The organism is Ornithinimicrobium sp. CNJ-824 (assembly GCF_001942405.1).
Classification (GTDB): domain Bacteria; phylum Actinomycetota; class Actinomycetes; order Actinomycetales; family Dermatophilaceae; genus Ornithinicoccus; species Ornithinicoccus kibberensis.
In genome coordinates, this window is record NZ_MKKA01000016.1 from 40,075 (window position 1) to 52,967 (window position 12,893).

At 74.4% G+C, this 12,893-nt stretch carries 11 protein-coding genes and 1 pseudogene; 7 read left to right on the forward strand and 5 right to left on the reverse strand.

Features of this window, described 5'->3' with window-relative positions; genetic code table 11:
• Window positions 1-151 precede the first annotated feature (151 nt).
• On the forward strand, window positions 152-1,012 hold the full coding sequence (locus BJF81_RS08085) for an Fpg/Nei family DNA glycosylase (RefSeq protein ID WP_075957921.1): 861 nt from the start codon (window positions 152-154) through the stop codon (window positions 1,010-1,012).
• Window positions 1,013-1,066: 54 nt separating this feature from the next.
• Window positions 1,067-1,396: a rhodanese-like domain-containing protein gene (locus BJF81_RS08090; RefSeq protein WP_083664087.1), complete on the forward strand. Its 330-nt coding sequence runs from the start codon at window positions 1,067-1,069 to the stop codon at window positions 1,394-1,396.
• Window positions 1,397-1,495: 99 nt separating this feature from the next.
• On the opposite strand, the gene BJF81_RS08095 is transcribed toward BJF81_RS08090, so the two are convergent.
• Window positions 1,496-2,317: an HAD family hydrolase gene (locus BJF81_RS08095; RefSeq protein WP_075957913.1), complete on the reverse strand. Its 822-nt coding sequence runs from the start codon at window positions 2,315-2,317 to the stop codon at window positions 1,496-1,498.
• Between the two features lie 115 nt (window positions 2,318-2,432).
• Between BJF81_RS08095 and BJF81_RS08100 the strand changes: the two genes are divergently transcribed.
• Complete coding sequence (locus BJF81_RS08100) at window positions 2,433-3,641, forward strand: ATP-binding protein (protein WP_075957922.1); 1,209 nt, start codon at window positions 2,433-2,435, stop codon at window positions 3,639-3,641.
• Between the two features lie 173 nt (window positions 3,642-3,814).
• Here the strand turns inward: BJF81_RS08100 and BJF81_RS08105 are convergent, their stop codons facing one another.
• The 3 genes from BJF81_RS08105 to BJF81_RS08115 all read right to left on the reverse strand — a co-directional run bounded on the left by BJF81_RS08105 (window position 3,815) and on the right by BJF81_RS08115 (window position 7,938).
• A complete protein-coding gene (locus BJF81_RS08105; RefSeq protein WP_446740549.1) occupies window positions 3,815-5,752 on the reverse strand; it encodes a heavy metal translocating P-type ATPase in 1,938 nt (645 codons plus the stop codon).
• An 86-nt stretch (window positions 5,753-5,838) separates the two neighbouring features.
• On the reverse strand, window positions 5,839-6,102 hold the full coding sequence (locus tag BJF81_RS08110; RefSeq protein ID WP_075957914.1) for a heavy-metal-associated domain-containing protein: 264 nt from the start codon (window positions 6,100-6,102) through the stop codon (window positions 5,839-5,841).
• A gap of 120 nt (window positions 6,103-6,222) precedes the next feature.
• Window positions 6,223-7,938: an NAD-dependent malic enzyme gene (locus tag BJF81_RS08115; RefSeq protein ID WP_075957915.1), complete on the reverse strand. Its 1,716-nt coding sequence runs from the start codon at window positions 7,936-7,938 to the stop codon at window positions 6,223-6,225.
• Window positions 7,939-8,001: 63 nt separating this feature from the next.
• Here BJF81_RS08115 and BJF81_RS18585 point away from each other — a divergent pair.
• The 4 genes and pseudogenes from BJF81_RS18585 to BJF81_RS08130 all read left to right on the forward strand — a co-directional run.
• Window positions 8,002-8,739, forward strand: a pseudogene (locus tag BJF81_RS18585) (PEP/pyruvate-binding domain-containing protein); the annotation flags it as partial.
• A 130-nt stretch (window positions 8,740-8,869) separates the two neighbouring features.
• Window positions 8,870-10,243 carry a PEP-utilizing enzyme gene (locus tag BJF81_RS19430; protein ID WP_237770110.1) on the forward strand — a complete coding sequence of 458 codons (1,374 nt, stop codon included), beginning with the start codon at window positions 8,870-8,872 and terminating at the stop codon, window positions 10,241-10,243.
• A 225-nt stretch (window positions 10,244-10,468) separates the two neighbouring features.
• Window positions 10,469-11,350 carry a transglycosylase family protein gene (locus tag BJF81_RS20550; protein ID WP_075957916.1) on the forward strand — a complete coding sequence of 294 codons (882 nt, stop codon included), beginning with the start codon at window positions 10,469-10,471 and terminating at the stop codon, window positions 11,348-11,350.
• 102 nt (window positions 11,351-11,452) lie between these two features.
• Entirely contained in the window at window positions 11,453-11,965 is a 513-nt protein-coding gene (locus BJF81_RS08130; protein WP_075957917.1) for a DUF3806 domain-containing protein, read from the forward strand.
• A gap of 15 nt (window positions 11,966-11,980) precedes the next feature.
• Here the strand turns inward: BJF81_RS08130 and BJF81_RS08135 are convergent, their stop codons facing one another.
• Window positions 11,981-12,769 carry a polysaccharide deacetylase family protein gene (locus BJF81_RS08135; RefSeq protein ID WP_083664088.1) on the reverse strand — a complete coding sequence of 263 codons (789 nt, stop codon included), beginning with the start codon at window positions 12,767-12,769 and terminating at the stop codon, window positions 11,981-11,983.
• Between the last annotated feature and the right edge of the window lie 124 nt (window positions 12,770-12,893).

Here is a 12,893-nt window from a genome sequence, read left to right on the forward strand (position 1 = left end):
GGCCCCGATGCTCAAGGCGCCCAACGGCTACGGCCTGCACCAGCTGCTCGTCGCGGCCCGCCAGCGCCGCCGGGAGGTCGACGGGCCGGCCACGCCCGACCCGGGCAGCGGGCTGGCCGCCGTCCCGGACGCGAGGTGGAGGAGGGCGAGGATGCCTGAGCTGCCCGAGGTGCAGGCCCTCGTGGACTTCCTCGGCGGTCGTGCCGTCGGCCGGGTCGTCACCGACGTCGAGCTGGGCTCGATCGCGGTGCTCAAGACCTTCGACCCGCCGCCGGACTCGCTCGTGGGCCGCCCGGTCGACGGGGTGCACCGGCACGGCAAGTTTGTCGACCTGGACGTCGACGGCACCCACCTGGTCTTCCACCTGGCCCGGGCGGGCTGGCTGCGGTGGTACGAGCAGGTCCCCGCCACCCGCGTCCGCCCCGGGAAGTCCCCGATCGCCCTGCGCGTCCGGCTCGACGACGACTCCGGCTTCGACCTCACCGAGGCGGGCACGCGCAAGGGCCTGGCGGCGTATGTCGTGCCCGACCCCTCCGCGGTCCCCGGCATCGCCTCCCTCGGGCCGGACCCGCTGGCCGACGACTTCGGGCCCGAGCAGTTCGCCGCGCTCCTCGAGGGCCGGCGCACCCAGGTCAAGGGGCTGCTGCGCGACCAGTCGGTGCTGGCGGGCGTGGGCAACGCCTACTCCGACGAGGTGCTGCACGCGGCCCGGCTGTCGCCGTTCGCGATCGCCGCCGCGCTCACCGAGGAGGAGGTGGCCCGGCTCTACGAGGCGCTGCGCACGACGCTGACCGCCGCGGTGATGGCGGCGGAGGGGCGGCCGGCCGCCGAGCTCAAGGACGCCAAGCGGGCCGGGATGAACGTCCACGGGCGCACCGGCGAGGCGTGCCCCGTCTGCGGGGACACGGTGCGGGAGGTCTCCTTCGCCGACCGTTCGCTGCAGTACTGCCCCACCTGCCAGACCGGTGGCAAGGAGCTGGCCGACCGGCGGATGTCCCGGCTGCTGCGGTAGCGGGGGTTCCCGCTGCGGTGGAGCCCGGTCGGTCGCGGTGGGAGGATGGCCCGCATGAGCGAGATCCCCACCGTCTCCGTCGACGAGATCCCCGACGACGCCCTCGTGGTGGACGTGCGCGAGCACGACGAGTTCGCCGCCGGGCACGCCCCCGGTGCCATCCACCTGCCCATGGGTGACGTGCCCGCGCGGCTCGACGAGGTCCCGATCACCGACGAGTCGCTGCCCGTCATCTGCCGCACCGGCAGCCGCTCGGGCCGGACCGTGCAGTGGCTGGTCATGCAGGGGTTCGACGTGGTCAACGTCGACGGGGGCATGCAGGCCTGGAAGCGTCAGGGCAAGGCGATGGCCGCCGAGGGCGACGGGGAGCCCACCGTCCTCTGACGGGGGAGGCGTCTCTCCCGACCGATGTACCCAGGTGTTGTGTCACATCGGTCATCCCGGCGACCGCTGTGACACATCAGCCGTGCACAACGGTGCCCGTCAGGACGGCGGGGTGAAGATCCGGGCCTGCCAGCCGAACTCCCGGGCCGCCTCGACGTTGTGCGGCCGGTCGTCGGTGAAACGCACCTGCTCCCGGCCGACCGTGCGCCCGAGGCGACGTTCGATCTCGGCGTGCGCGACCGCATACGCCTCGGGGTCGGGCTTGGCCACGCCCAGGTCGCAGGCGTTGATCAGGGCGGGCACCAGGTGGCCCAGGCCGATGTGCTCCAGCTCCTCGGGCACCCGGTCGGTGCCGTTGGTGAAGACGAACACCGGCGTCCCGGCCGCGGACAGCCGGTCGACCAGCTCGGTCGTCGGGGCGACCGGGGTGCCCCGGTCCTCGACCCAGACGGTCATCAGCCGCTCGACCGCGGGCGGATGGTGACCGTCGTCCAGCAGCCTGGTCTCGAGGGCCTGCACCCACTCCGCGTGCGTGCAGCGCCCGGTGAGCATGGCCATCGCCTCGTCGATGCCGAAGGCAACCTCGAGCAGGCCCTCCAGGTCGGTGCCCAGCTCGGCGGCGGCGCGGCCGACGTGGCCCTCGGTGTCGAAGTCGCGCAGCACCCCGTCCAGGTCGAGCACCGCCACCTCGGCGCGCTCGAGGAAGGTGGCCACCCGCCACGGGACGGCCCGGACGACCCGCGCCACGACGACGTCCGTCAGCCGGACGACCGCCCGGCCGCGGCGCGTGTCGAGGACCAGGGTCTGCTCGTCGCGCCCCACGAGGTGCCCCACGACGTCGCTGGCCCGCCCGTCGGCCAGCTGGTGGCGGACGGTGAGGCGCTCCCCGAGCGGGACCCGGGAGAGGTCTTCTGGGCGCATCTGTCCCACTCTAGCCGGGTGCCTAGAGGGGAGGAGACGGTGCGAGCGAGCGTCGCCTCTGCTTCTCTCTGCGTGTCTCTGCCTCCCACGCTAGAGAAAGGCATACGGTCCGATGGTGGATCCGATCCGAAACCCCTACGCCCCCGGCGCCGGCCAGCGCCCGCCCGAGCTCGCCGGCCGCGACGAGCAGCTCCAGCGCTTCCAGGTCGTGCTCGAACGCATCCAGCGGGGCCGTCCCGAGCGCTCGATGATCCTCACCGGGCTGCGGGGCGTGGGCAAGACCGTCCTGCTCAACGCCCTGCGCAGCACGGCGGTGCGGGCGCGGTGGGGGACCGGCAAGTACGAGGCGCGGCCCGACCAGGGCATGCGCCGGCCGATGGCCGCCGCCCTCCACGTGGCCGTGCGTGAGCTGGGCCACCCCAGGGGAGAGGAGCTCGACCACGTCCTGGGTGTCATCAAGGCGTTCGCGCAGAAGGACCAGCCCGGCGCCAAGCTGCGCGACCGGTGGAACCCCGGCATCGACGTCCCCGCGATCAGCGGCCGGGCCGACTCCGGCGACATCGAGATCGACCTCGTCGAGCTGTTCACCGACGTGGGCGGGCTGGCCGCGGACGTCGGCAAGGGCGTGGCCGTCTTCATCGACGAGATGCAGGACCTGGCGCCCGAGGACGTCTCGGCCGTCTGCGCGGCCTGTCACGAGCTGAGCCAGTCGGCGCTGCCGGTCATCGTCGTCGGGGCCGGGCTGCCGCACCTGCCGGCGGTGCTGTCGGCGAGCAAGTCCTACTCCGAACGGTTGTTCCGCTACAACCGGATCGACCGGCTCTCCCGCGAGGAGGCGGTCCGCGCGCTGCAGAACCCCGCCGCGGACGAGGACGCCGAGTGGGCGCAGGACGCTCTCGAGGCGATGTATGCCGCGACCGGTGGCTACCCCTACTTCATCCAGGCCTACGGCAAGGAGGTCTGGGACCTGGCCCCGCGGTCGCCGATCACCGCCGAGGACGTGCGGGTCGCCGCGCCCGACGCCGAGGAGGAGCTGGCGGTGGGCTTCTTCGGCTCGCGCTACGAGCGGGCGACGCCGGGGGAGCGGGAGTACCTGCGGGCCATGGCCGACCTGGCCGCCCAGCAGGTCGAGGCCGGTCAGGAGGTGGACGAGGTCGGCTCGGTGGCCACCGCCGACATCGCCGCCCACCTGGGCCGCAAGCCGCAGTCGCTGTCGCCGGCCCGGGACGCCCTGCTCAAGAAGGGGCTGATCTACAGCGGCGAGCGGGGCCGGATCGCGTTCACCGTGCCGCACTTCGGGAGGTACCTGCGGGCCCAGGCCTGAGCCGCCCACACGGTGCTCGTGGCATGGGGCTGCTCCGCGGAGCACTCTCCGCTCGCGGTGCTCCGCCGTCACCCCGGACAAAGGTGAGGTCGGCGAGGAAGGACCTCCATCGCCCTGTCCGGCGATGGAGGTCCGACCTACCCGACCTCACCCCGTGGGGCCGGGCGGGACCGTCAGGCGCTGACAGGGTTCGAGGCCTGTGCCTGCCTGACGGTGCCGGCCGACGGTGCGTCGTCCTCCGACGGGGCCACGCCGGCGGAGCGGCCCGGGCCGCGGTGGTCGTCCTGCGACCGGACGTCCGTGCCGCGGTGGCGGCGCAGCAGCCGCATCGCGTTGACGATGACGACGAGCACCGAGACCTCGTGCACGAGCATGCCGATCGCCATGGTGACGCCGCCGAAGAGCACGCCGGCCAGGAGCGCGGCGACCGTCAGCAGCGCGACCGCGATGTTCTGCCGCATGTTGTTCACGGTGCGGCGGGCCAGCGAGACCGCTTCGGGCAGCTTGAGCAGGTCGTCCTTCATGAGCGCGATGTCGGCCGTCTCGATGGCCACCCCGGTGCCCGCGGCACCCATCGCCACGCCGATGTCGGCGGTGGCCAGCGCAGGGGCGTCGTTGACGCCGTCGCCGACCATGGCCACGACGTAGCCCTGGCGCCGCAGGTCCTCGACCGCCTCGAGCTTGTCCTCGGGCAGCAGGCCGGCACGGACCTCGTCCACCCCGACGGCGGCGCCGACGGCACGGGCGACCGGCTCGATGTCGCCGGTCAGCATGACGACCTTCTTCACGCCGGAGGCGTGCAGGCGACGCACCATCTCGGGGGCGTCGTCCCGGACCCGGTCGGCGACGGCCACGACGCCGAGGACGCGGCCGTCGCGGGCGACGACCATGGGGGTCCGGCCGGCGGCGGCCAGCTCCTCGACGACCTGAGCCGCGCGGGAGAGGTCGCCCCCCGGCCCGTCGGTCGCGGCGACGTCCTGCTCTCCCGCGACCAGGGCCAGGTTGCCCACGGCCACGCGCGAGCCGGCCAGCGTGGCGACGACGCCCTTGCCGGGCACCGGCTCGGTGTGCTCGGGCAGGCCGGGGACCCGCAGGCCCTCGGCCGCGGCGGCCTCCAGGACCGGGCGGGCCAGGGGGTGCTCCGACCCGGCCTCGGCGCGGGCGGCCAGCTGCAGCACGTCGTCGCGGTCGAGGTCGCCCAGGACCACCACGTCGGTCAGCCGCGGACGGCCCTCGGTGAGGGTGCCGGTCTTGTCCAGCGCGACCGCGTCGATCTTCGCGGAGGTCTCGAGGAACTCCCCGCCTTTGATGAGGATGCCGTCCTTGGCGCCGCGGCCGATGCCGGCGACGATCGAGACCGGGATGGAGATGACCAGGGCCCCGGGGCAGCCGATGACGAGCAGGGTCAGCGCGAGGACGACGTCCTGCGTCAGCAGGCCCACGCCGAGCGCGAGCACGATGATCGCGGGGGTGTACCAGGCGGAGAACCGGTCCATGAACGCCTGCGTCCGCGCCTTGGCGTCCTGGGCCTCCTCGACCCGGTGGATGATGCGGGCCAGCGTCGTGTCCGTGCCCACGCCGGTCGCGGTGACCTGGAGGAACCCGCCGGTGGCGATCGTGCCGGCGAACACCTGGTCGCCGGCCGACTTCTCGACCGGGATGGACTCGCCGGTGATGGAGGCCTCGTCGAGGGCCCCGGTGCCACCGGACACGGTGCCGTCGACCGGCACCTTGGTGCCGTTCTTGACGAGGACGGTCTCGCCGGTGCCCACCTGGGCGGCCGGCACCTCGACCTGCTCGCCGTCGCGCAGCACGACGGCCACGTCGGGCGCGACCGCGACGAGCTCGGCCAGCGTCGACCGGGTCTTGTTGAGGGTGGCGGCCTCCAGGCCGTGGCCGACGGCGAAGAGGAAGGTGACCGCGGCCGCCTCCCAGTAGTTGCCGATGATCACGGCGCCGATCGCGGCGATCGAGACGAGCAGGTCGATGCCGACGACGCGGGCGGTCAGCGCCCGCCAGGCCTTGAGCACGACGGGGGTCCCGGCCACGACGGCGGCGAGGATCATGAGCACGTCGCCCCAGCCCGTCAGGTCCAGCACCCGGCTCAGCACGAGCGAGGCGAGGATCGCGACCCGGAGAGCGTGGGCACGGCCCACCGGCCGTGCAGCCAGGTCTGGATCTGGTGCACGCGCGGGCCTCAGAAGGCGGCGGGGCGGGCGGTGTAGCCGGCCTTGGCGACCGCGGCGACGAGGTCGTCCACGCTCACGCGGGTCTCGTCGTGGTCGACCTCGATGCGGGCCGAGGCGAAGTGGACCGTGACGGCCTCCACGCCGGCGAGGCGGCCCACCTGCTTCTCGATCTTGGCCACGCAGGAGGGGCAGGAGAAGCCCTCGGCGCGCAGGGTGGTCCGGGTGGTGGCGGTCGTGGTGGTGGTCGTCCGGTCGGTGCTCGCGGTGGTCATCACGGCGTCCTTTCGTGTGGTGTCACGTCCCCGTTCGGGCTGATGACCTCAAGCTACGGACGTTGCGCCCCCGGTTCCTTGACCTAGGTCAAGTCCGGCACGACCGGGGCGTTCCTGCCCTCAGATCGCCTCGACCTCCGGGTAGCGCGGCTGCCACATCCGTTCGTAGACCTGCTGGACCGGGTCCGTGAGCGGCCGCTCAGCGACGCCCTCCTTGGCGGCCTGCCTGGCCACCTCGATCGCCACCGTCGCCGACACCAGGCGCAGGTCGCCGATCCCGGGCAGCAGCGGGGCGCCCGGACGCCAGGCGTTGACGAGCCCGGCCAGCGCCTGGGAGGCGGCGGCGATCATGCCGGGCGTGATCCCGGTCGCCCGGCAGGCGGCCACGCCCAGGCCCAGCCCCGGGAAGATCAGCGCGTTGTTGGACTGGGCGATGGTGTGCCGGATGCCGTCGTGGGTGACCGGCTCGAACGGGCTCCCGGTGGCCACGAGCGCCTTGCCGTCGGTCCACCGCAGGATGTCGGCGGGCGTGGCCTCGGCGCGGCTGGTGGGGTTGGACAGCGGGAAGATGATCGGCCGGGGGTTGTGCCGGGCCATCTCCTCGACGACCTCCTGGGTGAAGGCCCCGCCCTTGGTGGAGGTGCCGATGAGGATCGTCGGCCGCACGTTGCGGATGACGTCGAGCAGGCCGATGCGCTCGGGGTCGGCCACGTCCCAGTCCGCCACCTCCTCCCGGCGCCGGGCGTAGACCCGCTGGAAGTCGTGCAGGGTCTCGTCGTCGTCGACGTAGAGGCCCTGCAGCCCGATGGGCCAGAAGTGGCTGTAGGCCTCCTCCTCGGTCCGGGCGGTGCGGGTGCGCAGCATCTGGTCCTTGACCAGGTCGGCGATCCCGATGCCGGCGCTGCCGGCGCCGAAGATGACGATGCGCTGCTCGTCCAGGCTGGTGCCGGTGACGTCGACGCCGGCCAGCAGGGCGGCCAGCACGACGGCCGCCGTGCCCTGGATGTCGTCGTTGAAGGTGCACACCTCGTCGCGGTAGCGCTCCAGGATCCGGTGGGCGTTGGCGGTGCCGATGTCCTCCCAGTGGATCATCGCGTGCGGGAAGAGCCTGGTGACCGTCTGCACGAACTGGTCGACGAACTCGTCGTAGCGCTCGCCGCGCACCCGGGCGTGCCGCTCGCCCAGGTACATGTCGCTGGAGAGCAGACCGAGGTTGTCGGTGCCGGTGTCGAGCACGACCGGGATGGTCCGTCGCGGGTGGACGCCGGCGGCGGCGGTGTAGACGGACAGCTTGCCGATGGCGATCTGGATGCCGCCGATGCCCTGGTCGCCGATGCCGAGGATGCCCTCGGAGTCGGTGACGCACACCAGGTCCACGTCCTCCGCGTCCAGCCCGTAGTTGCGCAGCCCCTGCTCGACCTTCTCCGGGTGGTCGATCGACAGGAACACCCCGCGCGGCCGGTTGTAGGTGTGGCTGAAGCGCTCGATCGCCTCGCCGATCGTCGGGGTGTAGACGACCGGCAGCATCTCCTCCAGGTGGCCGGAGAGCAGGTGGTAGAAGAGCACCTCGTTGCGGTCGCGCAGGGCGTTGAGCGTGAGGAACTTGCCGAGCATGGTCTTGGTCGACCGGAACTGCTCGTAGACCCGCTGGGTCTGGTTCTCCAGCGTCGTGAACGCCGTCGGCATCAGGCCGTCGAGCTCGAGGGCCTCCCGCTCCGCCTCGGTGAAGGCCGTCCCCCGGTTGGTCATCGGGTTGGACAGCACCGCCCGTCCCCGGGTCCGGATCCGCAGTGGCGCGTTGCCGACGGCGGTGGCCTGCTCGTACTCCCGCTTCATGACCCCACCTTCCCACCTTCGTCGCCCCGCGCCAACGGCCCCCCGACCCCTAGTGTCGGGGGCATGACCGGCGGCCTCGTCCTCGACCTCGGGTCGGTCGGTGCGGCCGACCTGCCGCGCGTGGGCGGCAAGGCGGCCGGCCTCGGGGAGCTGCTCGGGGCGGGCGTGCGGGTGCCGCCGGGGTTCGTGGTCACCACCGACGCCTACCGGTATGCCGTGGGCGCCGCCGCGTCGGCGCCCCAGGTGCTGGACGCCCCGGTGCCGGAGGACCTCGCGGGCGCCGTGCGCACGGCATACCGGGGCCTGGGGGGCGGGCCGGTCGCCGTCCGTTCCAGCGCGACGGCGGAGGACCTTCCGGGGGCCACCTTCGCCGGGCAGCAGGACACCTTCCTGGACGTCGAGGGTGCCGAGGCCGTCCTGGACGCCGTCCGGCGGTGCTGGGCCTCCCTGTGGTCGGAGCGCGCGGTGGACTACCGGGAGCGGCTGGGCGTCGACCCGAGGTCGGTGGCGATGGCCGTCGTCGTCCAGCGGATGGTCCCGGCCGACACCGCCGGCGTCCTCCTCACCGCCGACCCCGTCACCGGGCGACGCGACCGGGTCGTCGTCGACGCGGCCCGCGGGCTCGGTGAGGCCGTGGTGTCGGGACGGGTGACCCCGGAGCACCTCGTCGTCGCCGAGGACGGGGCCGTGGTGGAGCGGAGGGCGGGCGGGGACGGCCAGGTGCTCACGGACGGGCAGGCGGCCCGGCTCGCCCGGGCCGGCCGGGCGGTCGCCACCTCCCTGGGCCGGCCGCAGGACGTGGAGTGGGCGTTCGCCGGCGGCGAGCTCGTCGTCCTGCAGGCCCGGCCGATGACCGCCCTGCCCCCGCCGCCCGCTGCCGCTGGAGCTCACCGCCTGGATCCGGCCGACCGTCGGCCGGCACGTGGAGGAGATGGTGCGGGGCCTGGCGGGGGTCGTGGTCCGGTTCGCCGACGTCCTCCCCGAGCAGGACGCGGTCGTCCAGGAGTTCGTCCCGGCCTCACCGCGCCCCACCGTGCGGACGCCGGTCCGGGTGCTGCGTTCCCTCGTGCGCGGGCTGCGGTCGGACCCGAGGGTGTGGGTCGAGGACCCGCGGCTGGCGGACTACCGGGCCGGGGTGGCGGCGCTGGACGCCCTCGACCCGGAGGAGCTGGCCTGGGAGGAGCTCGTGGCCGTGCCGCGGCGGGCCGCCGAGCTCGTCGACCTGGTGACGGCCGTCCGGGTCGCGCACCTGCCGGCCGGGTTCGTGGCGATCGGCCGCCTCCTCGTCGTGTCCGCGCTGACGGGTCGACGGGGAGCCGTCGCCGACCTCCTGCTCGGCGCCCCCACGCGGACGCGGGCGGCCAACGAGGAGCTGTCCGCCCTGGCCCGGGAGGCGGCGACGGTCCCCGGGCTCGTCGACCTGCTCGGGAGCGACGGGCCGGTGCAGGTCGAGGACGTCGCGGCCCTGGCGGGTGCGCAGCGGTGGGTCGACCGGCTCCGGCGGTTCCTCCAGGCCTACGGCCACCGCGAGACCACGAGCCTGCTCCTCGTGCACGACCCGACGTGGGGGCGGTCACCCGCGACCGTTCTCGGCCTGGTCCGCGCCCTCCTCCCGACCGAGGGGACTCCGGAGCCCCCGGTGGTGCCCCGGGCGCCGGGCGGCGAGCTGGTGCAGCGTGCGGCGGCCGGCACGGCCCTGCGGGAGGACACCCACTTCGAGCTGGGCAGGACGATGCCGGCGGTGCACCGGGCGCTGCAGGAGGCGGGACGTCGCCTGGCGGCCGACGGTGCGCTGGACGACCCGGAGGACGTGTGGTTCCTCGCCCTCGACGAGCTCCCGGCCGGGAGCGGTCCGCGACGGAGTGTCCTGCGGGAGGCGGCGGCCCGGCGGCGCGCGGCCTACCACGAGCTGGCCGGCAGCCCCCTCATCGCGACGACCACCCTCTACCCCCGGCGGGAGGCGTCCGGCGACGTCCTGGCGCTCGGCACCCCGGCGGGCGGAGGCCGGGCGACCGGCCCGGTCCGGGTCGTCGCGGGACCGGCCGAGTTCGGCCGTCTGCGCCCCGGGGAGGTGCTCGTGTGCGCCTCGACCAACCCGGGGTGGACGCCCCTGTTCCAGCGGGCGGCCGCCGTCGTCGTGGACCACGGCGGGATGGCCTCGCACGCCGCGATCGTGGCGCGGGAGTACGGGATCCCGGCGGTGATGGGCACCGGGACCGGCACGCGGGAGCTTCCCGACGGCCTGCGGGTCGTCGTCGACGGGGACCGTGGCGCGGTCTGGGCGGCCCCGTCGGACCCGGTGTGACGGGTCTCACAACCGCGTCGGATCACCGCAGATCACGGAAAGATCACGAAACGATCACGAGGAAGTCTGGATGGTTCCTGGCAGAAGGCGGTTTGCCTTTCCCAGGACGAGACCTCACCGTTGGGAGCCGTGCCACTTCCGGGTGGCCGTCGCACTTCTCGCCGTCGGGTCGTGACACCCGACCGGCAGACCCCTGACCCCCTGTTCCCCGTGAGGTATCCACGCATGAAGCACCGCACCACCACGACCACCCGCACCCGCTCGTTCCGCGTGTCCTCCGTGGCCGCGGCCGCGGGCCTGGCCACCATGGCCGGCATCGCCACCTCGGGCCCGGCCTCGGCCGCCGACGGCGCCACCTGGGACCGCGTCGCGGCCTGCGAGTCGGGCGGCGACTGGTCGATCAACACCGGCAACGGCTTCTACGGCGGCCTGCAGTTCGTCCAGAGCACCTGGGAGGGCTTCGGCGGGCTCGACTACGCCCCGCGCGCCGACCTGGCCAGCCGCGAGCAGCAGATCGCCATCGCCGAGAACGTCTTGGCCGTCCAGGGCCCGGGCGCCTGGCCGGTCTGCTCCGTGCGGGCGGGTCTGACCGCCGGCGGCTCCAGCGCCCCGGCCCCCGCCCCGGCCGAGCAGCCCGCCGAGCCGGTGCAGGAGCCGGTCGAGACCCAGGCCGCCCCGGCCGCGCCCGCCCCGGCCGCGCCGGCACCGGCGGAGACCGCCGCGCCCCAGCAGCAGGCCCCCGCCCAGCAGGCCCCGGTCGAGCCGGCCGCCCCGGCCCCGCAGGCCGTCGAGGTGGCGCAGGACGTCGTCGAGCACGTCATCGCCCGCGGTGAGACCACCTCGCTCATCGCCCGCGACCACGGCAGCACCGTCTCCGAGCTGGTCGCGCTCAACGACCTCGCCGACGGCGGCCGCCTCATCTTCGCCGGCGACGTCATGCTCGTCCCGGCCGACGGCGCCGAGGGCGTGACCATCACCGTCGAGCGCGGCGACACCCTCGCCGCCCTGGCCCAGGAGTACGGCACCACCGTGGAGACCCTGGTCTCCGTCAACGGCATCGCCGACGCCGACCTCATCATCGAGGGCCAGCAGCTCACCACCGGCTGACCCGGCCCCTCCGCGCGGCGCCGTCGCGTCCCGTCCCGACGCCGCTGCATACCCCGACCCGGCACCCAGCGTGCGGGGGCGGGTCGGTCGTAGTCTGGGCAGATGGGCCTGTTCGACCGCGTCCGCCGCGCCGCCTCCGACCTGTCGGAGCGGAGCAAGAACCCCACCGAGACCCGGGTGCGCACCCTGCCCGACCCGGGCGCGTCCACGACCGAGGACCTGCCGCTGACCCCCGAGTCGCGCAAGCTCGGCCCGGAGGAGCGCGAGGGGATCGACGCCGGGCTCGCGGCGCTGGCGGACGAGGGGGTCGACGTCGACGACCTCGCCTCGATCGGCGCGGGGCTGGACCGCGCCCTGGCCCGGTGGCTGAAGGACAAGGCGGAGGACCACGACGCGGTCGTCGAGCGCTACGCCATCGCCGTGGGCGAGCACCTGCACCGGCACACCGACCTGGCCTGGGAGGTCGTCACCGACGTCTTCGGCACCGACCTGGCCGTCGCCGCGGGCGACTTCGTCGTGGTCCCCAGCAACCTCGTGGCGGTCCGCTGGATGCGTCGCGAGACCGGCTGGGTGCCGGGGGTCGTCGGGCACATCGTGGAGGTGCGCAGCCGCTGAGGGGAGCCGCTCCGCTCACCGCCCCTCGGCCAGCAGCCGCGGCACCGTTGTGAAGCCGTAGCCCAGCGCCCGCAGGTCGGCGATCATCCCCGGCAGCGCGTCGGCGTCGAGCGTGGAGCCGTCCTCCGGGTGGGCGCCCACGTGCATGAGCACGACCTGGCCGGGGCGGGCGGTGTCCCGCACCCGGTCCCGGACGACGTCGGTCGTGATGCCACCGCTCGTGCCCTGCCACCCGAGGGTGTCCACCGTCCAGCGGATCGGCACGTAGCCCTCGTCGTTGACCACCTCGATGTCCAACGGCGTCCGGTCGCCGAACGGGAACCGGAACAGCGGCGCCGTCGCCCGGCCGGTCAGGGCCGAGATGGCCCCGTCGGCGCGCACCAGCTCGTCGTGGATCTCGGCGTTGGTGGAGTCGGGGAAGGACACGTGCGTGTCGCTGTGGTTGCCGACCGGGTGGCCGGCCCGCGCGATCGCCGTGACGCCGCCGGGGTAGGCGCGGGCGAAGTCGCCGGTGACGAAGAAGGTGGCCGGCACGCCCTCCTCCCGCAGAGTCCCCAGGATGGAGGCCAGCGCGGCGTCCGAGGCGCCGCCGTCGAAGGTCAGCGCGACGACGGCCCGGTCGGTGTCGAAGGCCTCGACGTCCAGCCCGGCCCACTCGCCCACGGTCGTCCACGGGTCCGGCAGCGGGACGGACGGCGTCGTGGAGGTCGGCGCCGGCGTCGTCGGCGAGGGCCGCACCGTCGGGGACGGGGAGGGGTATGCCGTGGGCGCCGGTGCCGTGGTCCGGTCAGGCGAGGTGGGCACGAGGGGAGGTGGGGGCCGGTGGAGGTGGGCGGTGCCGTGGTCGTCGTCGCGGTCGGGGACGGGGACTGTCCGAGGGGGAGGGGGTGGGTGGTGGGTCGGTCCGTGCTGGGAGCGGGCGGCCGCG

Bases quoted from the DNA above. Each gene is read 5' to 3' on its own strand.
- BJF81_RS08090 (WP_083664087.1), top strand. From the start codon at position 1,067: ATGAGCGAGATCCCCACCGTCTCCGTCGACGAGATCCCCGACGACGCC.
- BJF81_RS08095 (WP_075957913.1), bottom strand. From the start codon at position 2,317: ATGCGCCCAGAAGACCTCTCCCGGGTCCCGCTCGGGGAGCGCCTCACC.
- BJF81_RS08115 (WP_075957915.1), bottom strand. From the start codon at position 7,938: ATGAAGCGGGAGTACGAGCAGGCCACCGCCGTCGGCAACGCGCCACTG.
- BJF81_RS19430 (WP_237770110.1), top strand. From the start codon at position 8,870: ATGGTGCGGGGCCTGGCGGGGGTCGTGGTCCGGTTCGCCGACGTCCTC.
- BJF81_RS08130 (WP_075957917.1), top strand. From the start codon at position 11,453: ATGGGCCTGTTCGACCGCGTCCGCCGCGCCGCCTCCGACCTGTCGGAG.
- BJF81_RS08110 (WP_075957914.1), bottom strand. From the start codon at position 6,102: ATGACCACCGCGAGCACCGACCGGACGACCACCACCACGACCGCCACC.
- BJF81_RS20550 (WP_075957916.1), top strand. From the start codon at position 10,469: ATGAAGCACCGCACCACCACGACCACCCGCACCCGCTCGTTCCGCGTG.
- BJF81_RS08085 (WP_075957921.1), top strand. From the start codon at position 152: ATGCCTGAGCTGCCCGAGGTGCAGGCCCTCGTGGACTTCCTCGGCGGT.